The 21,888-nt window shown below is 54.7% G+C and carries 23 protein-coding genes, 1 tRNA gene and 1 pseudogene; 12 read left to right on the forward strand and 13 right to left on the reverse strand.

Going from position 1 to position 21,888, the window contains the following annotated elements:
• Window positions 1–31 precede the first annotated feature (31 nt).
• A complete protein-coding gene (locus ACETPC_RS04215; protein ID WP_380178951.1) occupies window positions 32–931 on the reverse strand; it encodes a DUF808 family protein in 900 nt (299 codons plus the stop codon).
• 15 nt (window positions 932–946) lie between these two features.
• Complete coding sequence (locus ACETPC_RS04220; protein WP_380178952.1) at window positions 947–1,219, reverse strand: hypothetical protein; 273 nt, start codon at window positions 1,217–1,219, stop codon at window positions 947–949.
• 170 nt (window positions 1,220–1,389) lie between these two features.
• Here ACETPC_RS04220 and yedA point away from each other — a divergent pair, with 170 nt between their 5' ends.
• Window positions 1,390–2,307: a drug/metabolite exporter YedA gene (gene yedA, locus ACETPC_RS04225; protein WP_380178954.1), complete on the forward strand. Its 918-nt coding sequence runs from the start codon at window positions 1,390–1,392 to the stop codon at window positions 2,305–2,307.
• Between the two features lie 5 nt (window positions 2,308–2,312).
• Here yedA and ACETPC_RS04230 read toward each other — a convergent pair whose 3' ends face one another.
• Together ACETPC_RS04230 and ACETPC_RS04235 are read right to left on the reverse strand one after the other, a co-directional pair.
• Complete coding sequence (locus tag ACETPC_RS04230; protein ID WP_380178956.1) at window positions 2,313–2,795, reverse strand: very short patch repair endonuclease; 483 nt, start codon at window positions 2,793–2,795, stop codon at window positions 2,313–2,315.
• A 59-nt stretch (window positions 2,796–2,854) separates the two neighbouring features.
• Window positions 2,855–4,234 carry a DNA cytosine methyltransferase gene (locus ACETPC_RS04235; protein WP_380178958.1) on the reverse strand — a complete coding sequence of 460 codons (1,380 nt, stop codon included), beginning with the start codon at window positions 4,232–4,234 and terminating at the stop codon, window positions 2,855–2,857.
• Window positions 4,235–4,372: 138 nt separating this feature from the next.
• Between ACETPC_RS04235 and ACETPC_RS04240 the strand changes: the two genes are divergently transcribed.
• A complete protein-coding gene (locus ACETPC_RS04240; protein ID WP_380178960.1) occupies window positions 4,373–5,029 on the forward strand; it encodes an epoxyqueuosine reductase QueH in 657 nt (218 codons plus the stop codon).
• A 41-nt stretch (window positions 5,030–5,070) separates the two neighbouring features.
• Here the strand turns inward: ACETPC_RS04240 and ACETPC_RS04245 are convergent, their stop codons facing one another.
• Both ACETPC_RS04245 and ACETPC_RS04250 read right to left on the reverse strand, forming a co-directional pair.
• On the reverse strand, window positions 5,071–5,319 hold the full coding sequence (locus tag ACETPC_RS04245; protein ID WP_380178962.1) for a hypothetical protein: 249 nt from the start codon (window positions 5,317–5,319) through the stop codon (window positions 5,071–5,073).
• 73 nt (window positions 5,320–5,392) lie between these two features.
• Window positions 5,393–6,097: a phosphohydrolase gene (locus ACETPC_RS04250; RefSeq protein ID WP_380178964.1), complete on the reverse strand. Its 705-nt coding sequence runs from the start codon at window positions 6,095–6,097 to the stop codon at window positions 5,393–5,395.
• A 565-nt stretch (window positions 6,098–6,662) separates the two neighbouring features.
• Between ACETPC_RS04250 and ACETPC_RS04255 the strand changes: the two genes are divergently transcribed.
• The 3 genes from ACETPC_RS04255 to ACETPC_RS04265 all read left to right on the forward strand — a co-directional run bounded on the left by ACETPC_RS04255 (window position 6,663) and on the right by ACETPC_RS04265 (window position 8,483).
• A complete protein-coding gene (locus tag ACETPC_RS04255; RefSeq protein ID WP_380179656.1) occupies window positions 6,663–7,322 on the forward strand; it encodes a hypothetical protein in 660 nt (219 codons plus the stop codon).
• A gap of 200 nt (window positions 7,323–7,522) precedes the next feature.
• The gene (gene mtfA, locus ACETPC_RS04260; protein WP_380178966.1) at window positions 7,523–8,308 is read left to right on the forward strand and encodes a DgsA anti-repressor MtfA; all 786 of its coding nucleotides are present in this window, start codon (window positions 7,523–7,525) and stop codon (window positions 8,306–8,308) included.
• A gap of 99 nt (window positions 8,309–8,407) precedes the next feature.
• Window positions 8,408–8,483: transfer RNA gene (locus tag ACETPC_RS04265), tRNA-Asn, on the forward strand.
• 115 nt (window positions 8,484–8,598) lie between these two features.
• On the opposite strand, the gene ACETPC_RS04270 is transcribed toward ACETPC_RS04265, so the two are convergent.
• The 3 genes from ACETPC_RS04270 to ACETPC_RS04280 all read right to left on the reverse strand — a co-directional run bounded on the left by ACETPC_RS04270 (window position 8,599) and on the right by ACETPC_RS04280 (window position 10,466).
• Entirely contained in the window at window positions 8,599–8,931 is a 333-nt protein-coding gene (locus ACETPC_RS04270; protein WP_380178968.1) for a type II toxin-antitoxin system PemK/MazF family toxin, read from the reverse strand.
• The gene (locus tag ACETPC_RS04275) at window positions 8,932–9,189 is read right to left on the reverse strand and encodes an antitoxin (RefSeq protein ID WP_380178970.1); all 258 of its coding nucleotides are present in this window, start codon (window positions 9,187–9,189) and stop codon (window positions 8,932–8,934) included.
• 320 nt (window positions 9,190–9,509) lie between these two features.
• On the reverse strand, window positions 9,510–10,466 hold the full coding sequence (locus tag ACETPC_RS04280; protein WP_380179658.1) for a hypothetical protein: 957 nt from the start codon (window positions 10,464–10,466) through the stop codon (window positions 9,510–9,512).
• Between the two features lie 382 nt (window positions 10,467–10,848).
• Here ACETPC_RS04280 and ACETPC_RS04285 point away from each other — a divergent pair.
• Window positions 10,849–11,400, forward strand: a pseudogene (locus ACETPC_RS04285) (UPF0149 family protein); the annotation flags it as partial.
• A 92-nt stretch (window positions 11,401–11,492) separates the two neighbouring features.
• Here ACETPC_RS04285 and ACETPC_RS04290 read toward each other — a convergent pair.
• Window positions 11,493–11,669: a hypothetical protein gene (locus tag ACETPC_RS04290; RefSeq protein ID WP_380178972.1), complete on the reverse strand. Its 177-nt coding sequence runs from the start codon at window positions 11,667–11,669 to the stop codon at window positions 11,493–11,495.
• Window positions 11,670–11,832: 163 nt separating this feature from the next.
• Between ACETPC_RS04290 and ACETPC_RS04295 the strand changes: the two genes are divergently transcribed.
• Complete coding sequence (locus tag ACETPC_RS04295; RefSeq protein ID WP_380178974.1) at window positions 11,833–12,477, forward strand: TetR/AcrR family transcriptional regulator; 645 nt, start codon at window positions 11,833–11,835, stop codon at window positions 12,475–12,477.
• Between the two features lie 35 nt (window positions 12,478–12,512).
• Here the strand turns inward: ACETPC_RS04295 and ACETPC_RS04300 are convergent, their stop codons facing one another.
• Window positions 12,513–14,870 carry a TIM-barrel domain-containing protein gene (locus tag ACETPC_RS04300; RefSeq protein WP_380178976.1) on the reverse strand — a complete coding sequence of 786 codons (2,358 nt, stop codon included), beginning with the start codon at window positions 14,868–14,870 and terminating at the stop codon, window positions 12,513–12,515.
• Window positions 14,870–16,177 carry an MFS transporter gene (locus ACETPC_RS04305; protein WP_380178978.1) on the reverse strand — a complete coding sequence of 436 codons (1,308 nt, stop codon included), beginning with the start codon at window positions 16,175–16,177 and terminating at the stop codon, window positions 14,870–14,872. Before ACETPC_RS04305 ends, ACETPC_RS04300 begins: the two co-directional genes overlap by 1 nt.
• A 384-nt stretch (window positions 16,178–16,561) precedes the next feature.
• Here ACETPC_RS04305 and uxuA point away from each other — a divergent pair, with 384 nt between their 5' ends.
• From uxuA to ACETPC_RS04325, 4 genes are all read left to right on the forward strand, one after another.
• Window positions 16,562–17,743: a mannonate dehydratase gene (uxuA, locus tag ACETPC_RS04310; RefSeq protein WP_380178980.1), complete on the forward strand. Its 1,182-nt coding sequence runs from the start codon at window positions 16,562–16,564 to the stop codon at window positions 17,741–17,743.
• A 111-nt stretch (window positions 17,744–17,854) separates the two neighbouring features.
• Entirely contained in the window at window positions 17,855–18,634 is a 780-nt protein-coding gene (locus tag ACETPC_RS04315) for an FCD domain-containing protein (protein ID WP_380178982.1), read from the forward strand.
• Between the two features lie 176 nt (window positions 18,635–18,810).
• On the forward strand, window positions 18,811–20,190 hold the full coding sequence (locus ACETPC_RS04320) for a D-arabinono-1,4-lactone oxidase (protein ID WP_380178984.1): 1,380 nt from the start codon (window positions 18,811–18,813) through the stop codon (window positions 20,188–20,190).
• Window positions 20,191–20,201: 11 nt separating this feature from the next.
• Complete coding sequence (locus tag ACETPC_RS04325) at window positions 20,202–21,026, forward strand: glycosyltransferase family 8 protein (RefSeq protein WP_380178986.1); 825 nt, start codon at window positions 20,202–20,204, stop codon at window positions 21,024–21,026.
• A gap of 28 nt (window positions 21,027–21,054) precedes the next feature.
• Here ACETPC_RS04325 and phnH read toward each other — a convergent pair whose 3' ends face one another.
• Window positions 21,055–21,612: a phosphonate C-P lyase system protein PhnH gene (phnH, locus tag ACETPC_RS04330; protein ID WP_380178988.1), complete on the reverse strand. Its 558-nt coding sequence runs from the start codon at window positions 21,610–21,612 to the stop codon at window positions 21,055–21,057.
• 93 nt (window positions 21,613–21,705) lie between these two features.
• Here phnH and ACETPC_RS04335 point away from each other — a divergent pair.
• A partial coding sequence (locus tag ACETPC_RS04335; RefSeq protein ID WP_380178990.1) for a hypothetical protein occupies window positions 21,706–21,888 on the forward strand: 183 nt, incomplete at its 3' end.

Raw genomic sequence — 21,888 nt, forward strand, 5'->3', positions numbered from 1 at the left:
CCGGTTTAGTGAAGGGCTGCCTTTATACTGATTATGACCGCAATTTTCCAGCCAGATTTACCACGCACAGCACGATCGATCCGACAATAAAGCCCACCACCAGATTAGCGCCGTTGCTGATTAGCGAGCCGATAATACCGCTATGGTCTGCGGCAAGATGCTCAATAAAATGGTGAAGCGCGGGCACGCCGTGAGCAATAATACCGCCGCCGACCAGAAACATCGCCAACGTGCCGACTACGGTTAATACCTTCATCATTTTAGGCGCCAGCGTCAGCAACACGCCGCCGATCCCCTGCGCCAGCGAGGAAGATTTTTGTTTCAGCCACAGGCCCAGATCGTCGATTTTCACGATACAGGCCACGATGCCGTATACGCCAATGGTGACCAGAATGGCGATACCGGCCAGGATCAGCACCTGGTTCAGTAATGGCGCTTCGGAAACAATGCCCAGGGTAATCGCGACTATTTCCGCCGACAGAATAAAATCCGTTCGCACTGCGCCTTTGACCTTTTTCTTTTCAAAAGCCGCCGCCTCCTTTTGCGACAGGTTGCGCAGCCGCTGTTCACGCGCTTCGTCGCTGCCTTTTTCTTTGCCGTGCAGGCTGTGCATGACTTTTTCCACGCCCTCATAGCTGAGGTAAGCGCCGCCAAGCATCAGCAAGGGTGTAATTGCCCATGGGATCCAGGCGCTAATCGCCAGTGCCAGCGGTACCAGGATCAGCTTATTTAAAAATGATCCTTTCGCCACGCCCCAGACGACCGGTAGCTCGCGATTGGCCTTAACGCCGCTAACCTGCTGCGCGTTCAGCGACAGGTCGTCGCCTAATACACCTGCGGTTTTCTTTGCTGCTACCTTGCCCATCACCGAAATATCGTCCATCAGCGTGGCGATATCATCCAGTAAAGTCAGTAAGCTACTTCCTGCCAAAATACCCTTCCTTATTTAATGTTCTTCATGCTGGCAGCAGGGACAGACTTCGACTTCCGCTACCGCCATATCGGCTACGCCTTCGCAATCCCACTCCACCCGCACCGGCTGGCCCGCGCCCAGATCGTGATGCAAGAATTTGCTGACCGGGCTTTCGGTCATGCCGGCGATCTCCTCCGTCGCCACCAGCTGTTCGCCAACAAACACGCGCGCCGTGGCCTGAGTATTTACCATGCGCTCGCCGCTGAGTTTGTAGAGCCGTCTGACTGTGAGTTTGATACTGGGCATAGTCTGTCCTGCTACAGGATGTTAAAGAGTGTGATCTAAGCAAGTATGCACGAGAGATGCAAATTGTGTGCGCTGAATCGCTTTTCAAACTAAAAAAAGGATTGTTTTTAGCTGGTTGAGCGTGTGCTTTAGCGTTACCTTATCGTCCCTTAAATGTTTTGAGAAACTTTATGTTACGCCGTGCGCCCGCTCTGCTCCCACTTCTGGCCGCCCTGTTCACCCTTTATTTTATCTGGGGCTCGACCTATTTTGCTATCCGCGTCGGCGTGGAAAGCTGGCCACCAATGATGATGGCCGGCCTGCGCTTTCTGCTGGCGGGCGTGATTTTACTGGCCTTTCTGCTGCTGCGCGGCGAGAAGCTGCCAGGCTGGCGAGCAGCGGGCAATGCCGCGCTGGTCGGTATTTTGCTGCTGACGGTAGGCAACGGCGCGGTGACCATAGCGGAGCACCAGCAGGTGCCTTCCGGCATCGCCGCAGTCATGGTCGCTACAGTGCCGCTGTTCGCCATGTGCTTTAGCCGCCTGTTCGGCATGCCGACCCGCTGGATAGAGTGGCTGGGCATCGCTGCCGGGCTGGTCGGCATTATTCTGCTGAACAGCGGCGGCCATCTTGGCGGCAATCCGTGGGGCGCGCTGATTATTCTGGTCGGTTCCATTAGCTGGGCCTTTGGCTCGGTTTGGGGATCGCGCATTACGCTGCCGGCGGGCATGATGGCGGGCGCGGTAGAGCTGTTGGCGGCGGGCGTCGTACTACTCCTGGGCAGCCAGTTGAGCGGTGAAAAACTGATTGCCGCGCCCGACCTCTCGGGGCTGCTGGCGTTGGGTTACCTTATTTTGTTTGGCTCGGTTATCGCTATTAATGCCTATATGTACCTGATCCGCAACGTTAGCCCCGCTGTTGCAACCAGCTACGCTTATGTCAATCCCATTGTGGCAGTGTTATTGGGAATAGGCTTTGCTGGTGAGAGCCTTTCGCCGCGCGAGTGGCTGGCGCTTGGCGTTATAGTGTTGGCGGTAGTATTAGTGACGCTGGGCAAATATCTTTTGCCAGGCAAGCCGGTTATTGAACGCGTAAAGCGAACTGATTAACCCTGTTATGCAGGGCGTTCCCGCATCTGGTGAATGCCCTGCCAGTCTATTTCAGCATTGCCCTGCGCGGCAAAAACCCACTCTTCCAGCCTTGAGCTCACCGCTTCATCTGCCAGCTTCATTTTGCCGCGCAGCGCGCATTCCCAAATCACCAGCACCCGCCAGCCGCTGGCGTTTAGCTCAGCAATAAATTTTTTGTCGCGCGCTACGTTGCCGCCGATTTTATTCATCCAGAAGTCGGTACGGGTCGCAGGAACCTTAAAGAGATAGCAGTCATGGTGATGCCAGAAACAGCCGTGAACAAAAACGATCGCCCGGTGGCTTTCCAGCACAAAGTCAGGCTTTCCGGGCAGCGTTTTATCCTGCACGCGGTAGCTGAAGCCCAGCTCCGCCAGCCGTTCCGCCAGACGGGTTTCAATAGCGGTATCCTGCGTGCGGATAGCCCGCATATTTTTACTGCGGATCTCTGAAGAGTGAACATCGGCCATAGCATCCTCCTTGTGGTGGCTTAAGTATAGACGCCCGCGGTTTCGGCTACAGCCGCCGTTTAATCTCCTGAGCGCTGTTTTACCGCCCTTGCTATCCAGGGTTGCAGCAGCCTGGCGACGGCGGCGAAGGCTGGCACCACCACCGAGTTACCAAACTGGCGGTAGGCCTGGGTATCGGAAACCGGAATACGGAAGCGGGTTTCACCCGGTGCCTCAAAGCCCATCAGGCGCGCGCACTCTCTTGGCGTCAGGCGGCGCGGACGGCGCTGCTGGTTTTGCGGATGGCCGAAATCCTGTTCGCCAAGCTGGCGATCCCAACCGCGATCGATCAGTATTTCCGATCCGTCCTTGTAGTAGCGGGCGGAGAGCGTGCGTACTACGCCGTGCTCTTTATTAGGGTCGACCAGCCCGTAACCGAAGCCGTTGCCTTTGGCTTGATGCTTTTTAGCGTAGTTATAGAGGTATTGCCACAGCGTCGGCGTCAGGATGTATTTTGCCTCAACCTGGCTATCCAGCAGCTCACGCAGCGGGATCCTTTGCTGCGGATAAAGCGAAGCGAGCGAGGCAAGCGTAAATTTCGGCAGCTTTAAGTCACGGCGAAAGCCTACCAGCACAATGCGTTCGCGGTGCTGCGGCAGGAAATATTTGCCGTCAATAATTTTGGGATCGGCGGCACCGTTGCTGTCTGCATCCGCCACGTCGTAGCCCAGCTCGTTCAGCGTCTGCATTATGATACGGAAGGTTTTGCCCTTATCGTGACTTTTAAGGTTTTTAACGTTTTCCAGTACGAAAATAGCTGGCTTTTTTGCGGTGATAATACGCGCCACGTCGAAAAACAGCGTGCCCTGCGCCTCGCATTCAAAACCGTGCGCGCGGCCCAGCGCGTTTTTCTTCGATACGCCCGCCAGCGAGAACGGCTGGCAGGGAAATCCGGCCAGAAGCACATCGTGATCCGGCACCTGCTGGTCAATATGGCGATAGGCTTCCTGCTCGCTGACCGGCTGCGCGCTCAGCGTTACGTCGCGGATATCCTGGTTAAAAACGTGCGTCTGCGGATCGCAGTACCAGTTAGCCTTGTAGGTTCTTACCGAATATTTATTCCACTCGCTGGTAAACACGCACTGGCCGCCGATCGCTTCAAAGCCGCTGCGGATGCCGCCGATACCGGCAAAGAGATCGATAAAGCGGAAAGCGTAGTCGGGATGGTGTGCGGGCGGTTTGGGCAACAGCGCCTCCAGCGCCTCTGCTTCCGCCTGGCTTAATACGCCGCCGGTACCTTTCAGCCAGCGGCTCAGGCTTTCCCGCGTCCAGTTAGCCTTGCCAACCTGCTGCAGCGTAGCCAGAAGGGTTTTAATATCGTAAACGGCCAGCAGCCGCGCCGCCAGCTGGCGATCGTCCAGCTCTGGCTGCGCCTGGGCAATAGTGTCGAACTCGCTCATAGTCTCTCCGCAAATAAACGTTCGCCAGTCTACCACCTCATTACTTTAAAGCCAGGCGCGAGACGAGCCTTTTGCGTCCGTGACATCGGCGGGCCATCCGCCTAAACTTGGCCTGTTTAAAAAAATGGAGCTGAAACTATGAGCGATTTTACCCGTCCGCCGCTAAGCCTGCCAAACGGTGCCAGCAAGCTGCTGCTGCATTCCTGTTGCGCGCCCTGCTCTGGCGAGGTCATGGAAGCTATCGCAGCGGCCGGCATCGATTACACTATTTTCTTCTATAACCCTAATATTCATCCGCAAAAAGAGTACCTGCTGCGCAAAGAGGAAAATATCCGCTTTGCCGAAAAAAACGGCGTCCCTTTTATCGACGCCGACTACGATACGGATAACTGGTTTGAGCGGGCAAAAGGCATGGAGTGGGAACCGGAACGCGGCGCGCGCTGCACCATGTGTTTCGATATGCGCTTCGAACGCACCGCGCTTTATGCCCACGAACACGGTTTTCCGGTGATGACCAGCTGCCTGGGCATTTCACGCTGGAAAAACATGCAGCAAATAAATGAGTGCGGCGATCGGGCGACAGCCCCTTATCCAGGGCTGGTTTACTGGGACTACAACTGGCGCAAAAAAGGCGGCTCGGCACGCATGATTGAAATTAGCAAGCGCGAACATTTTTATCAGCAGGAATATTGCGGCTGCGTCTATTCGCTGCGCGACAGTAATTTGCACCGTAAAAGCCAGGGAAGACCGCTGATTAAGCTGGGCGTGCTCTATTACGGCGACGAGGAAGAATAGCGTCAGGCGTTCCCCTGGCAGGCCAGGGGACCAGAGAAAGGTTATTTTTTCTTTTTAGATTTTTTCAGTAAAGCCCGCACCTGTTTCAGCTCGCTGGCGGTCAGTTGTGGGTCGCTTTCTTCAGGCAGGCTCTGATTATCTACCGCTGGCTGCTCCTGCATGGAAAGGCTGAGCTGTAAACGCTGGCTCACTTCCTGGCTAAGCGAAGTCTGATTTTCCTGCGCCAAATTTTTCAGCGTCTCTTTCAAAGCGGGATCGATTTTCAACGTTAGACTAACGGTATCGGTCATGACGAAATCTCCTGATAAATGTCAGCAACACGGTAGCCTGAAAAGATAAGCTTAACCATACTGTCACAAAAATTTAATATTTCTGCCGCGCGGTGATAAATTCCCGTAACACATCAGGATCCAGCTCGCAAAACTCGCCTTTCAGCTCGGCGCACAGCTTGGCCATATAGGTAATCAGGAAGTCGGCGTTATGTTCGGCAAGGCGTCGCCCTTCTGTCGTTTGCATAGTTTGCGGCAGCGTGAGCAGTTTCTTCTGGAAATGATCCAGTGCCCATTCGGTATCGTTTAATGGTCGCTTTCGCCCCAGCGGATCGGCGCTATCGAACAGCGATCGGCCCAGCGCACCGGAAACATAAAAAACTCGCGCCAGTCCAATCGCGCCCAGCGATTCCAGGCGGTCGGCATCCTGCACGATTTTTGCCTCAAGCGTTTCTGCCGCCACGCCAGCGCTAAAGCTATGGGCATGCACGGCATGCGCCACCGCCTCGCTTTTTTCCGCCGGGAAATCCGGGAAAACTTCCAGCAATATTCGACGCGTTTCTGTCGCGGCCTTTGCCGAAGCCAGATGCCGCTCCGGATGGTTTTTCGGCAAATTAACGATATCGTGAAAATAGCAGCCGGCCAGCACAACCAGTTCATCCACGTCCATGCCTTTCATAATACGCTGTGCCGTGAGCCAGACGCGGCGCAGATGGGCTACATCGTGCGCTTTATCATCCTGAGGCCAGCTTTTATGCAGCCAGCTTTCAAATCGGGTCTGCCACTGTGTCAATGTCATAGCCTTCTCCCTGGAACCTGGAACGGTGAAAATCTCGGGGCCTGTCGGGCCACCGCGTACACTTACAAAAATGAGATCTACTTCATGTTTATAGCCTCTGTTTTTACCATAGCACAACGGCTTTCCGCTTTTTGACGCCCGTCACGCTTGACATCTGGCTTGTTTTTAGTCAAATGCTTAAACGGTTATAATGTAGTTTTTGCAATAAGTTATCGGCATTTTGCCTGTCAGTAAGTTAGAATCAACGCCAGTCGGGCGTGAATTTTTAAGCGTGCCGCTCTTAAAGGCGCCATATAACGCTGTGCTTTGTTTACTGTAAGAGATTGTAAAGATGGCATATGTCAAATTTGTGACGTGCTTAATGGACAGGTAAAAAACTACCGGTCTGACCAGATAGTCGGCTGCGCATTCGGACCGATCAACAAGGCGCGAAAGAGATTCAAAAATAAACAAGCCCGGCTAATGTTTGCATGACTTTTACACACAGAATAACCGCCCGCGCCGATCGCCTTTTTGACCGCGGCCGCGCTCGGTCTCTCAACCTATGAGTAACAGGGGTCAAATGATGAAAGAACGCCCGATTTTATTTAGCGACCAACGGGTGCGAGCATTGCTCTCCGGCCAACAGAGCCAGACCCGACGCATTATGAAGTCACAACTTTTTGGCCCGGGACAGGATAACCATGAAGGCTGTTACGGGATTGACGTCCTGAACAACCACCTGCAGGGCAATCGCGTTATGGGCATGGAAAATCTGAGCTACCATTGCCCCTATGGACAGCCAGGCGACCAGCTATGGGTCAGAGAAACCTGGCGTGGCCCGGTAGTGCCGCCGGAAGAGGTAGAAGATTATGAACGTAATCCCGCCCGCTTTAAATCCGCCGCTTATTGCCGCTATCGTGCCGACACCAGCGAATTTTCCAGCGCAGGCGAAGAAGATGAGCACTTTGGCTGGCAGGCCGGTATCCATATGCCGCGCTGGGCAAGCCGGATCGATTTGCTGGTTACCGGCATTCGCGTTGAGAAAATCCAGGATATCAGCGATGATGACGTGCTGGCGGAAGGCGTACAGACCGATTCCCACTTTTTGAATAATTTCTTTACCATGAACAGCGAGGTAGACTCGCCTAAAGATGCTTACCGCAAGCAGTGGGCGCTACAGTACGGCGGCACCAGTTGGGAGGTCAATCCCTGGGTTTGGGTGATCGAATTCGAGCGCCTGTAACTTTGCCCTCAGGCTTCGGCTGGCTGACGCCGCCGGGCCTTTAATTTACCGCCTTTTTTCCCCTACCGTCACAGAAAGCCGTTGAAAAACTTGCCCGGACAGGCCGGGCTGCGCCATTCTTTGCTGGCTTTTTCTTTGAGCCGTTGCGTAAATCCCTCTGCTGCGGCATGGTAAAGATCCCTTTCCGGTTTGGGTGCGACATGATCAAATGGTTCTGGAAATCCAACGAAAGCGTGGTTAGCGAGCTCCCCTGGCAGCAGGCAATGGCAATCCCGCTGCTGGGCGCGCTGAACGACAGCGAACGGCAACAGCTTATCCGGCTGGCAAAACTATTTTTGCAGCAAAAACGGCTGGTGGCGCTGCAGGATTTTGCGCTGGACGAACTTAAGTCCGCCCGGCTGGCCCTGCTGTTTGCTCTGCCGGTGCTTAATCTTGGCAGCGAATGGCTGGATGGTTTTCATGAGGTGTTGATCTATCCAGAGCCTTTTATCGTGGACGATGAGTGGCAGGACGAGTTTGGCCTGGTGCACCGCGAGAGCATGGTGCAGGCGGGCCAAAGCTGGCAACAGGGCCCGGTAGTGCTTAACTGGCTGGACGTGCAGGACTCCTTCGATCTTTCTGGTTTTAACCTGATTATTCATGAAGTGGCCCATAAGCTGGACAGCCGGGGAAGCGGCTATGCTAACGGCGTGCCGTCGATGCCGCTGCGCAACGTTGCCGCCTGGGAACAGGAGCTGCGCGGCGCCATGACCAGTATTCAGGATGAAATCGAGCTGGTGGGCGAAGGCGCTGCCACTATTGATGCCTATGCGGCCAGTGACCCGGCAGAGTGTTTCGCCGTGCTGTCAGAATATTTTTTTAGCGCGCCCGAACTGCTGCACGAGCGTTTCCCCATGCTTTATCAGCACTTTGTTCGCTTTTACCGGCAGGATCCGCTTAGCCGCCTGCAGCAAAGCGAGCCTGGCAGAGGCGATATCGTACATTAATCAGCCCGCTTGTTTTAAAGATAGCCAGTTGAAAGCGTTACTGTTTTTTCCTGTTGACACCCGAAGGCGCCCTCGCTACTATGCGCCCCATCAACCGATTCCTCTGTAGTTCAGTCGGTAGAACGGCGGACTGTTAATCCGTATGTCACTGGTTCGAGTCCAGTCAGAGGAGCCAAATTCAGAAAAGCCCGCTTTTAAGCGGGCTTTTTGCTTTTCGACATCCCGCGATCCTTTGCCAGGAGTTCGCCTGTCCGGTTCTGCCTTCACCCGCGCCAGGCGTCAATAAAACATCAGGTAAGAATGGCTTCCAGCCTGGCCAGCACTTCACCCAGGATAGTGGCAGGTACGCTTTCCAGCCTTTTACCATGGCGGGCACCCATATCAATAGTTCTGGGCTGGTCACAACGGATAAGGCCCGTGGTTTTTGTTCCCGTCCCGTCCAGTGATACGGCGAAACCGGCGGTTCGCGCAAAGTTTCCGCCGCTGGTTACAGGCACGACAACAGGCAGCCGGGTCAACTGGTTAAACGATGCCGGGGAAACCACCAGCACCGGGCGCTTTCCGCTTTGTTCATGACCGGCAGTCGGATCCAGTGAAACGAGCCAGATATCTCCTCTGTCCATTTACAGGATCTCCTTACCCACTACCGGCGCATCAAGCCATTGCCGATCTTCTTTGCTCGCTTCAGCCTGCGCATCGCACTGTGCCAGCAGCTCATTAAGCGAATAGTGGGGACGTTTTTGAGGGGCAATGATCAGGCAGCCGTTATCCACAGTCATGCCTACCTCACTGTCCGTTGACAGCGCCAGCATTTTTAATACTGCGGGCGGGACCGCCAGCATGACAGATCCGCCCACTTTTTTCAGACGAGTGATATACATAAATAACCTCCGCATATTATATTTTAATATAACATCTGCGGTGGGTGCTGCGCAATTATTCATCAGGCTCATTGCGATCTCCTTATCCTGACAAGACATGAAAAGCCCTTTACCCCCTTCAGCCGTTTTCAAAAGCGGCGACCGTCCTGTGCTTTTTCTGGCCTGCAAAGCGTTTTGTGCAAACGTGAACTTAGCCGGCGGCGAAGAAAGCTAAGAGTAAAAAAGAATTAAGATGACGCAAAGCATTATCGGCAAGCAGATATAAGAAATGCGGCGCAGCTTCCATTGTGGGTTGCGCCGGAAGAGCTTCAGCAGCGATCCTAAGGCCAGAACGGTTCCGGCGGTGCCGCTGGTGTAATAACCCCGATCCTGACGGGCAAAACGTTCTCTGCCTGACAGCTTTTTTTGAGAAGCTGCCAGCTTGCGGTTTCAGACTCCATGTGGCTGGTCAGAGAATCAAAGGCTCCCTCGGCAATTTCCACTTTTAGCGGCTTCTCTTCGCCGTCAGCAAGATCGGCTTCAGCCTCTTCTACCACGTTCAGTTCATCAAGACGGTCTTTTATCTCTTCAAAGCTGCTGGTAGCGTCGCCTGGGGTATAGAAGAACAAACCGCTAATGAAAATGGCCTCCATCACCTCACAGAAGGAAAAAGAGGTTTCTCCGTAAATAAAACGGCTACGATCGGCACTCCTTACGCCAGAGGTGCTTTCTCTCAGCAGCTCATCCTTCTGTGGGGTCATCAGCGTTTGCTTGTTGTAAAGGATCACCGGCAGATTTTTAATTTCGTGGATATTTTCGCTAAGGCTCCAGCGTTGGCTATCACCTTTGATAAAACCGGCAGCATCGCAGCTATTTTCTATCTCAAACTCGTCGGTGGCGATCCGCTCACGATTAAACCAGGCGGTAAAGTCTTCATCTTCTCCCCTTTGCTGGTGCTGATATGCGCGGTAAACAGAGCTTCGGCGCTCAATACCAATCCATTCGAGATCCCAGCTAGTGGGTTTGGATGGTTTTCTTACTTCGTCAATATAGGCCGCAATATCCCGATCCAGATAAGCGGTTAGCAGGTCCTTCCAGGGTTCAATAGCAAAAAAGATATTCGCCAGCGTGGTTCCCTCTTCCACTATCACGGCATGACGAAAGAACCTGAGAAGAAAAAAGGGATCGCTTTCTGAAAGTGTTTTCTGGATTGATAGCAACGGAAGCGCTGTGGTTTCGTCATAGTCAGAGCGAAAGCGCAGTATTGCATCTGAACAAAAAATTAATTGGCCTTCCATCATTTATCTGGCTCCTGGTGTCAGGTGACGCTCCCTGTTTTAACTTGCCTCTGCGCCTTCTTTGCGCATGAGAGCAGGTAAGCATAGATGGCGTGCTGGTCATAATACTTGACTTGCGTAGCGGATGGAAAAGTTGGCCTTTGATTTAAGAGAGCCAGCCAAGGTACTTCGTTTTTATCCGGCGTAAAAGGCAGCCGAATGGGCAATAAATTCAGCCACTATTTAAACAAAAGTACCATAATTGCTATCAGTTCATAAACAGGCGCGCCCGTAACACAGAAGTAATAAGCCGCTTTCTGTTGCCTGGCGATAGCTTTTTTCGCCGCTGGCGTCGAGAATAGCGCCCACAGCGGCAACTAACGGATAGTAAAGGGGTAATAATATGCAACAAGGACCACTGACGGCTGAAGAGCTGGAATGGCTTGACAATATTCTGGCGCAGTACGGTACCGATGACGCGGTGCTGGACGCCTCCGAGCTGGATGGTTTACTGACCGCCCTGCTCTCCGCGCCGGATGCCATTTCCAGCGAGCGGCTACAGGCCATTATCTGGGGCGGCGAAAATAATCTTCCGATCTGGAATGAGGCCGATCAGCAGCGTTTTACCGAGCTGGTTACGCAGCATAAAAATGATATCGCCGAGCGTCTGAAGGAGTATCCCGAGCAGTTTGAACCGCTGTTCGGCACCAGCAGCGATGAGGATCTGGAAGTCACCATAGTGGAAGAGTGGTGTATTGGCTATATGAAGGGCGTGGCGCTAAGCGACTGGTCAGCGCTGCCGGATCACCTTCAGCCTGCGTTACAGGCAATCGCGCTGCACGGCAAGGAGGAGTATTTTAGCCAGCTGGAAAAAATGACGGCGGAAGAGTTTGAGCAAAGCGTGGAGGCTATCCGCCATGCAGCTCTGGAGCTGGCAGGCAACTGGCCGCTGCACTAAGCGTAGCGCGCCGCGTTGCTGAATACGCGGCGCAATGCAGAGTGCACAGTTCATTCCAGTAGCTGTAGCGTAGCGTCAGGCGATAACGATTATTTTTCACCGTAGCCTCTCGCCCGTAGCCAGCTCACCTCAAAACCATAGAGCTGGCTGACCGGCAGCAGCGCTTCCGCCAGCCTGGATGGATCGGTTATCTCTTCCTGTGTTCCAGGCTGCGTAAACCACGCGGAAAAGGCGGCGAAATAGTTCTGGAAAGCAGTTTTCATCATGCGCTCCTGTAAGCCAATGCGATAAGCAGATTTAACCGCAGACGCGGCGCGCTGGGAAATATCCTCTTCTTCCAACCTTTGCCGAAAATCAGCTTAAGATTTCTGTGGTATTCTTGCAGGCTTCAGCCGCTAAGGCTCCGGATAACGGATTGACTGATTTGCTATGCCCGCTATTGCCAAACGAAAAAATGACCCGGAAGGGTTAAAGAAGCGCATCCTTGCCGGCGCGCTGGCTACCTTTGCTGAGTTCGGCCTGCAGGGCGCGCGCATGGAGCAGATTGCTGACCATGCCGGAACCACCAAACGCATGGTGGTTTATCACTTCACCAACAAAGAAAATCTCTATATGGCGGTGCTGGAGCAGGTTTACCAGGCCATTCGCCAGCATGAGACGCAACTGAACCTGGCCGAGCTACCACCGCGGCTGGCGATGCAGAAGCTGGCGGAAGCCAGTTTCGACTATCATATTTCCCATCCCGACTTTATGCGGCTGGTATGCAGCGAAAACCTGATGCGCGGCCGATTTATCTGCCAGTCCGCGCGGATTAAAGCGCTGAATCAGAGCGCGCTTAACGTGCTGGAAGCGATCCTGACACGCGGTAAGGCCGCAGGCGTGTTCAACCACAATGTTGATACGATAGACGTGCATCGCCTGATTAGCAGTATCTGTACGCATAACGTTTCTAACCGCTATACGTTTAATACGCTGTTTGGCAACGACGAAAGCGAGCAGCAAAATATTGCCCGCAACCGCCAGCTGGTGGTGGACGCCACGCTGCGCTACTTGCAGCCTGTCGATAAAAGCTGACCGCAGGCGGCCAGCTAAACATCGGGGCAGTCCGGCTACGGCAGGCGAAAGCAGGCGTTTTGCCTGTCGGGCATTGCTTCTCCCTGAATAAACAGCGCGCGCTGCTCCGCCTGCGGCAGTTTAATATCCAGCTGTCGCCAGCCGGGACGAAAGCGACCGCGCCAGCTGAAATCCAAATGGATCGCTGCTGGCTCACAGCGCAGAGTCCAGCAAAGCCAGAGCGCCTCTTCCTGTTGATAGCCCCAGGATTCGCCGTCGTCTTCAAACAGCAGGCCTTCGCTGGTGCCGCTGCCCACCAGCGGAAACAGATGCAGCTCGCGTTTTTTATCACTCTGGCCCTGCGGCAGGCCTGCGCCTGCGCGTACCAGCAGCGGCACTCTTTCCAGCGGCGCATCCAGCGTGATCCATTGCCCGCCGCCGTACCACTGGCCATGCCAGAAGTCATACCAGCCTGCCTGATTATCCGGCAGCCACAGGCGGCGGCTGCGTACGCCTGGTTCGACCACGCTGGCCACCAGCAGATCCCGCCCCAGCAGAAACTCATCGCATTCGGCAAAGGTTTGCGCATCGTGCTGATGGTCGAGAAAAGTCGGGCGCAGCATAGGTTCGTCTTCGCTGTGCGCCAGCCAGAGCAAGGTATAGAGATAAGGCATTAATCGGTAGCGTAGCGCTATCGCCTGTCGGATAAGCGGCGTGACTGACGGATACATCCAGGGTTCGTTTACGGTGCCGTCGTCGTTCCAGGAGTGAATGGTAAAGCGCGGATGCATCACGCCATTTTGCACCCAGCGCACGAAAAGCTCTGCATCGGGCCTGTCGCCTGCAAAGCCGCCGACATCATGGCCTACGTTATATAACCCCGACAGGCTCATGCCCAATCCCATCCGTATGTTGTAACGAAGCGTCGTCCAGCTGGTACGATTATCGCCGCTCCAGGTCTGAACGTAGCGCTGCATCCCGGGACAGCCGGAACGGGAAATCAGGTACGGTCTTTTCTGCGGCGCAAAGCGCATTTGCGCTTCCAGAGAAGCGCGCATCATTAGCAGCGGCATAACCGGACGAAGATGTTTAATCGCTGTCGGGCGGCCAAAACCATGGCAGCGCGCTTCATCATCCCAGATTTCATATTCGTTGTTGTCGTTCCAGGTCGCGTCAATGCCCTTTTCCAGCAGCTGGTGGGTGACATTTTCCTGCCACCAGGCGATTGCTTGCGGATGAGTGAAATCAAGATGCGAGCCTTCATCGTCCCAGAATGCCGAGCGTTCCGGCGCGTCGCTTTCGGAATCCTGAATAAAAAGTCCACGACTTTTCAGTTCCTGATAGCGCGGATGATCCTGTAGCAGACAAGGTTTGATGTTGGCGGCAAGACGCATGCCTGCCTGGTGGAAGGCTTCGCTCATCGTCTCAGGCTGCGGTACTTTGTCTTTATTCCAGTGAAAGACGTAGCGTTTGCCGTTTATAGAGCTATAGCCGGAAGAGAGCTGGAAAGAACTACAGGGAATATCATGCTGGCGGCACAGGCTGATAAACTGCAGCAGCTGCTGCTGGGCATCCGGCGCATCGGTGTAATGCATAGTAGAACCGCTGTAGCCCAGGCTCCACCTGGGGCCGAAAAAGGTTTTGCCGGTCAGGCGCACAAAGGTTTTAGTCACCTCCAGAATACTTTCGGCGGCGAAGAGATAGTAGTCGATATCGCCGCTTGCGGCCTGCCAGCGGCGGTAAGGCAGGTGGTAGTTATCCAGTTCGTTGCCCAGATCCAGCCAGCTGTTGCTGAGATTATCGTAAAACAGCCCAAAGCTAAGCTCGCCGCGACAGGTAATTGTAAAGGGGATATGTTTATAAAGCGGATCGGTAGTGGCGGCGTTATAGCCCATCGCATCCAGATTACGCATTTCATAGCGTTTGCCGTTACGCAGCAGATCCCCGGCCTTTTCGCCCAGGCCATAATAACGATCGTCTGGCAGGCGCCGCTGATAATGCGTCACGCCATCGCCGTGCGCGTTGAGCTGAAAAGCGCTGCCGGGCCGATCGCTGGCGAGAAAACGCCATTCGCCGCCGGGCTGCCGGACATGCCACTCCAGCCAAAGCGGCTGATGAATCCTCACCCGCAGAAGCTCGGTTGCGATAATCAGCTCGCCATTCTCTTCGTTTAGCGTAAATGGCGGCAGAGAAAATCCCGCCAGGCTTTCGCGGGGCCGCCCTTCCCAGGGCACATCTTCCTGCGGCGCTATGCACCAGGTGCGGTCGAGCGAGAATTTGCCATGACGGCGGACGGCAACGCGAAACAGCGCCAGTTCCAGCACATAAAGGCAAAAATGGTGCTGGCCATCGACCAGCAAAGTCACGGAGTGGCTGTCCGAGGCCAGCAACGTCCACTGTTTTAATGTTTTCATCAGAGACTCCTTTTTTCAACGCGGCGCTCTGCAATAAAGGCCACCAGAAACAGCGCCCCGATAAGATCGAAAAAGCCCATCGCAATAAAGAGCGGATTAAAACCGATACGGTCTGCGGTATAACCAATCACCAGCGAAAACAAAAAGCTGGCTATCCAGGCGCAAGAGCCGCGCATACCGTTAACGGTAGCCATTTCGCCTTTATCGAATTTCTCCACCACCAGCGCGCTCAGCATGCAGGAAATAATCTGGTGGCCGAAACCGCCCGCAGAGATGAGCGCAATCGCCATATAGGGGTTTTTAGTGAGGGCGACCAGCGCCAGCGACACCATCAAAAAGGCTCCTGAAACAGAGCTGGCGACCACCGCGTTAACGCGGGTAAAGCCAAACAGACGACTATAGAGGCGGGTAAGATAGCCGCTTGCCACGCTACCCAAATCGGCGGCCAGAAACGGCAGCCAGGCAAACATAGCGATCTGCTTTAAATCCATGCCCATTTCGTTGGCCAGATAGAGCGGCACCCAAAAGCTGAGCACGCCCCAGGCGGGTTCCGCCATAAAGGCAGGAATGGCGATGCCATAAAAGCGTTTATTGGCGGCCACCGAACGCAGCGCCTGCCAGAATCCCTGTTTTACCGGAGCGGGTTCGCCATCCTGCTGGATAAAAGCCAGCTCCTGCGCGCTCAGGTTGAGATGCTGTGCCGGGCTGCGATAGAACCACCACCACAGCAGCGCCCAGGCCAGCGCCAGGAAACCGGTAAACAGAAAGGCGCCCTGCCAGCCAAAAGAGGCATGGGCAAAATAGATAATTGGCGGCGCCAGCATCGCGCCGACAGAGAAACCGACGCCAGCCCAACCTGCGGCCACAGGCCGCTCCTTTTTAGGAAACCACTCTCCCAGCACTTTGGCGTTTGCCGGCGTCGCTGCCGCTTCTGCGCTGCCCATCACAAAGCGCAGTATCGCCAGCTGTAGCCAGCTTCCGGCTCCCGCATGCAGCAGACAGGCCAGCGCCCAGACCGAGGCGCAAACAAAAAAACCGATTTTCAGACCGATAACGTCAATCAGCCAGCCGCAGAGCGGTTGAAAAAAGGTATAGGCCAGCTGAAAGGCGCCGACAATCCAGGCGTACTGTTCAGTAGTAATGCCCAGGCTTACTTTCAGCTCGGGCGCGAGGATCGCCAGTGAGTTACGGGTGATATAGTTCACCGTTACCCCGGTCAGAAACAGGACAAGTACCCACCAGCGCAGATGGCGGATGCCGCGTTTTGCAATGGTGACGCTGCTGTCAGGATTCATACTACGGTTCATTTGTTCTCTCCATAACGGTGACACTGCTCAGCCTGGCTGGTCTTTGGCGCCGATCCGCCTTTTTTTGGTTGACCAATTTAAAAGCAGGCTGAGAGTCTCGTTGCTTTCATCCTTGTAAGGCCGTAGCCCGACCTGATGGAACGCTACCGCATGGTCTGTCCTGGCAAGGGCAATCCGGCGTTCGGGCAAAAGTGAACCACAGTTTGCCAGAGCTGGCGTTAACGCCGTCTCTTGTTTGTGATCTGGTTAACCAAATAAATCCAACTGGTTGACATTACCCGCTACTGGCGCAAAGGTAGGAGTATCAATGACGATATTTTGGCTAATTGGTTGACCAAAATGCCGATCAACTGCTAATCCTGACAGAGAGTAGAGAGGTCAAAGATGAAACAAACCTGGCGCTGGTACGGCCCGGACGATCCCGTCAAGCTGAGCGATGCCCGACAGGCTGGCGCGACCGGCATCGTGACTGCCCTGCATCATATTGCCAACGGCGAAATCTGGCCTGTAGCGGAAATCAACAAGCGTAAAGCAATGATTGAAGCAGCCGGGCTAACGTGGGCGGTGGTCGAAAGCGTGCCGGTTCATGAGGAGATTAAGACTCGCAGCGGCCAGTGCGACAGGTGGATCGCCCACTACCAGCAAACCCTGCGTAATCTTGCGCGCTGCGGCATTACCACCTTGTGCTACAACTTTATGCCCGTGCTGGACTGGACGCGCACCGATCTTGCCTGGGAGCTGCCGGACGGCGCCAGAGCGCTGCGCTTTGATCAAAGCGCCTTCGCCGCCTTCGATCTGCATATTTTGCAGCGGCCAGGCGCGGAAGATGATTATTCGCCGTCGGAAGCTGAAGCCGCCCGCCGGTACTTTGTGGCGATGAACGATGAGAGCAAAGCCCGGCTTACACGCACTATTATCGCCGGATTACCGGGCGCGGAAGAAGGCTATACGCTGGCGGCGTTTCGTCAGCAGCTGGCGCGCTATCAGCATATCGATCGCGACGGGCTGCGTGAAAATTTTGCCTGGTTCCTCCAGCAGGTCGTGCCGGTAGCGGAAGAAGTCGGCGTGCGGATGGCTATCCATCCTGACGATCCGCCAAGGCCAATTCTTGGCCTGCCTCGCATCGTTTCCACCGCAGAGGATCTTCAGTGGATGGTAGATACGGTGAGTAGTCCGGCCAACGGCTTTACGTTTTGTACCGGTTCTTTCGGCGTGCGTGCCGACAACGATTTGCTCGCTATGTTTAAACGGTTTGCGCCCAGGATCTACTTTACGCATCTGCGATCGACGCAGCGGGAAGCAGATCCCGCCAGCTTTCACGAAGCGCCCCACCTTGCAGGCGATGTCGATATGGTCGCTATAATCAGCGCCATTGTGCAGGAAGAGCGGCGCCGACAGAGCACTGGCTGCGAAGATCCTATCCCGATGCGTCCCGATCACGGGCATCAAATACTGGATGACTTACATAAGCGAACCAATCCAGGCTATTCGGCAATTGGGCGTTTGAAAGGCCTGGCAGAAATCCGTGGCGTGGAGCTTGCCGTACGTCGACTGGGCTTTAATTGATCGGCGGCAGGCCAGATTTTCCTCCCGCGCCTGACTGTCAGGCGCGACGGAACGATGTGGTATCATGCGGGAATAATGCGATGATCTAACCGGCCAGCAGAAAAGGATACCATGAGTAAAACCGCTCCATTAGCAAGGCCCTATCAGGAAGTCGGCGAAATGCTGCAACGTTTTATCCGTGAAAAACACTACGGCAAGGGCGAGCGCCTGCCTGCCGAGCGTGAAATAGCCGCACTGCTGAAAGTCAGCCGAACCCTGGTGCGCGAAGCCTTGATTATGCTGGAGCTGGAAGGCTGGATTGAGGTCAGGCGAGGCGCAGGCATTTTTGTCGTGCGGGATGAAGACGAAACCCCGTCCGGGGGATCCGCGCATTCTAACGCAGCCGGCCCTTTTGAACTGCTTCAGGCGCGCCAGCTGCTGGAGAGCAATATTGCCGAGTTCGCCGCCCTGCAGGCCACGCCTGAAGATATTCTGAAAATGCGTCAGGCGCTCAAACTGGAGGAGCACGAACTGGCTTCCGGCGCCGTTAACGACAGTGAAAACGGCGACAGAAGTTTTCATCTGGCGATAGCGCAGGCTACCCACAACAGCCTGTTGGTCGAGCTGTTTAAGCAATCGTGGCAATGGCGCGAAGACAATATTATGTGGCAACAGCTGCATCGCCATCTTCGCGACACCCGCTACCGCCAGGCATGGCTCGACGATCATAAACAAATCCTGGTAGCGCTGGTTAAAAGAGATGCCGCTGGCGCGAGGCGGGCAATGTGGCAACACCTTGAAAACGTCAAACAGCGGCTGCTGGAATTTTCCGATGTGGATGCGCTGGATTTTGATGGCTATCTGTTTGCTTCCTGGCCACTGGATAAAATGCACAGCGACAGCCAGCCATAGCCGGTTTTCATCCGCCGTCTCGCCGGGGTTAAAGTTGTACAAGCTTTAAATGACATGTACAATTTTATTCTTCCTTAACCCTGTTGTTTCGGGGCAATTCAGCTACGCTTACTAACATAATTTCCTTTACTCATCCCCCAGGTTTTTATTGACGGGCCCTATGCCAGGAGTTACCGATGGCACGCGAAAATCCCGGCTATCCACGCCGTAAGCCGAATGCCGATAACGGCAAAATATTGAACTGGGCGCAGAACGCGACGCTGGCCGACAGCGCCGCCGTCAGCGCCCCGAGAACGGAAGAAGAACTTTGCCGCCTTGTCGCCGCCAGCCGCGGCAAGATCCGCGTCATGGGCAGCCGAATGTCGCCAGGCCGTATGCTCAGGCTAAATGCCGAAGGCGATACGCTACTGGATTTGCGTCACTTGCGCGGGCTGATTGCTATGGATGAGCAGAGCGCGACTTTCGCAGGCAGTACGCCGATGCATGAAATTTATGAAGTTTTGACCGCCGAAGGCAAAATGCTGCCCTCTTCGCCCGGCGTTATCGCCTCGCAGACGCTGGCTGGCGCGTTGGCAACCGGTACGCACGGTCAGGGTTTACAGCAAAGTACCATTGCCGACGAGGCGCTCAGCATCCGTATGGTGCTGGCCGACGGCAGCGTGGCGGATTTCGATCGTGAGCATCCGTTCTTTCACGCGGTTCAGTTGGGCATGGGCGCGCTCGGCATAGTTACCCGCGTAACGCTGTGTACGCGTTCTTCACTGATCTATACCTGTCATAAAAACGCGGTCAGCGGCGATACACTGGAGCAGGATATCTACGACTGGAATCACAACTATGCGTTAAGCAAAGCCTGGTGGTTCCCTAATGAAAACCAGGTACATGTTTGGGCTGCCCGGGAAGCCAATAGCGAAGAGATTGCGCAGTATCGCGCTAACAATAACGATTTGGTAAAGCAGGAAGAAACCAGCGACGCGATGAATGAAACCATCGAACAGACGCTGGAACATATGCGCAGCGACACTAAAATTGTTGACGAGAACGGCAAGCCGTTTCGTACCGTTACCCGCTTTAAAGATTTTTCCGACGTAACCGGCGATGTCTACCAGGTATTCTGCCGCGGCATAGCTACGCCGCAGATCAACGTTGAGATCGGCATTCCGCTGGCGCGCGCTGGTGAGGTTATTCGTAAAATCAAAGCCTGGCACAGCGAAACGCAGCCGCATATGCACTATCCGATTATTCTGCGCTGTACCGGCCCTTCCGCAAGCTGGCTCAGCCCGTCTTATGGCGCGGATACCTGCTTCTTCGGCTTTGTGGTCTATTACGCCGAAGATGGTTCGCTTTCCGAAGAAGGCGTCAGCTTTCTGCAGGCGATCGAGAAAGTGCTGGCGGCGGAAGGTGGCCGGCCGCACTGGGGCAAATATTTTGACGAGTCGCTTTATGAGTGGCCGGAAATCTATCCGCAGTGGCAGGCTTTCCGCCAGGTCCGCGACGTGCTTGACCCACAGCATAAATTTGACAACGCGTTTATCGCGGAATTGTTCGAGCAATAAGGAGAATGCCAATGAAGGCATGGGCAACCCTGCTGACGCAGCCGGGTTATTTAGTAGGCGTCAGGGCGCTAAACCGTTCGCTGCAAAAAAGCGGCAGCCGCTATCCACTGGTAGTGATGGTAACGGAAAATATCGATGCGCAAAGTCGGCAGATAATGGCCGAAGAGCATTGCCTGGTGCGGGAGGTGCAGCCTGTTAGCCCCGACAGCAGCCTGGAGCAGCATTACGCCAACGCGCGCTTTTCTGAAGTCTGGACCAAGCTGGCCGTCTGGCAGCTAACCGAATTTCAACAAGTGGTGTTTCTTGATGCGGATATGCTGGCGCTGCACAACATGGACGAGCTGTTCGATCTGCCGCTGGCCGAAGGCCATATCGCCGCCTGCCACGCCTGCCGCTGCAATCCGAACAAGATCCCGAGCTACCCAAAAAGCTGGACGCCGGAAAACTGTTTCTACAGTTACTGCCGCGGCGTGGAGCATACCGAGCAGCCGGATGAAGTGGATAATTATCTGAACGGCGGCTTTCTGGTGCTGAAGCCGGATCGCGCGGTGTATGAGGATATGCTGCAAAAGCTGGCGGAAGTAAAAGATCTGTCGCGCTACCTGTTTGCCGAGCAGGATTTCCTGAACGACTATTTTCACGATAGCTGGCAGCCGCTGCCCTATATCTATAACGCGCTGAAAACGCTGCCCTTCCAGCATAGTGCCCTGTGGCACCTGCCTGAAGTAAAGAATATTCACTATATCATCGATAAACCCTGGGAGAAGCAGCCTGAACCTGCCGACCGCTACTACCAGCTGAACAAGCTATGGTGGGATATCGCGGGTCCTCAGTAATAAGACGGAGAGATCCGCCTCTCCTGCTCTAGCACACCACTACGTTGGTGGTGTGCGGCAGCGCCATCATAGTCTCGCCACAGGTAAAAATCAGATCGATGGGCTGCGGGAAAGAATGCACGCGCTCACGCAGATAATGTAGCACCGCTTCCGGCAGCTTTGGCGCTATAGCGCGAGGTTCACGCAAATCCGGCCCGCTTAAGCGTAGCGTCAGCCCACCGCTTAACGCCGCCACTTCTACTATTACCGTGCTCGGGCCGTGACCGGGCGAAAATCCTTCAATAGGGGTTTCCGAGTCGGCATTTAACAACGCGACGGCAGCTTCCTTTTTCGTGGCGGTTCGGGCGCCAAAGCGCGCCAGGTTTTCCAGCATTGCGTTATTGCTTAGCGAGCTGTCCATCCAGAAAGGCGTTTCCCTGTCAACCAGCGTTGTCAGGATAGCCGTGGCGGCTGGCGAAGCGTTGCCCCAGGCAGCGACTGGCGGCAGCGCCACTTTAACGCCGGGCTCGCTTAGTGCTTTCAGGATCAGGCGAAAAGCGCGCTGTGAATCGGCAAAAGAGTGGCTGAAGCTGGCAAGCAATGTCATAAATTTTTCCTGTAGGGCAAACGGCTGATTAAGCCGGCAAAAGACGGAGAACAGCATTAAAGCCGTTGATATCTCTAAGCCTGGCAGAAAATAATGACAGCGGCGTTAAAAATGCATGGCAATGTTATGAAAACCCGCCGCGCAAGCTTTTTTCGTCACCTGACGCTGCAAATCCAACAGATGTTAGCAGCACGACCGCGCCTATCTTCGGCATTGTTCATTAATATAGGTCTGCAATCCCAGGATCATTTTTTGGCTAAGCTCAATGCGCTGGCG

The sequence above is a fragment of the Pantoea sp. sgz302252 genome (assembly GCF_042610525.1).
Taxonomy (GTDB): domain Bacteria; phylum Pseudomonadota; class Gammaproteobacteria; order Enterobacterales; family Enterobacteriaceae; genus Erwinia.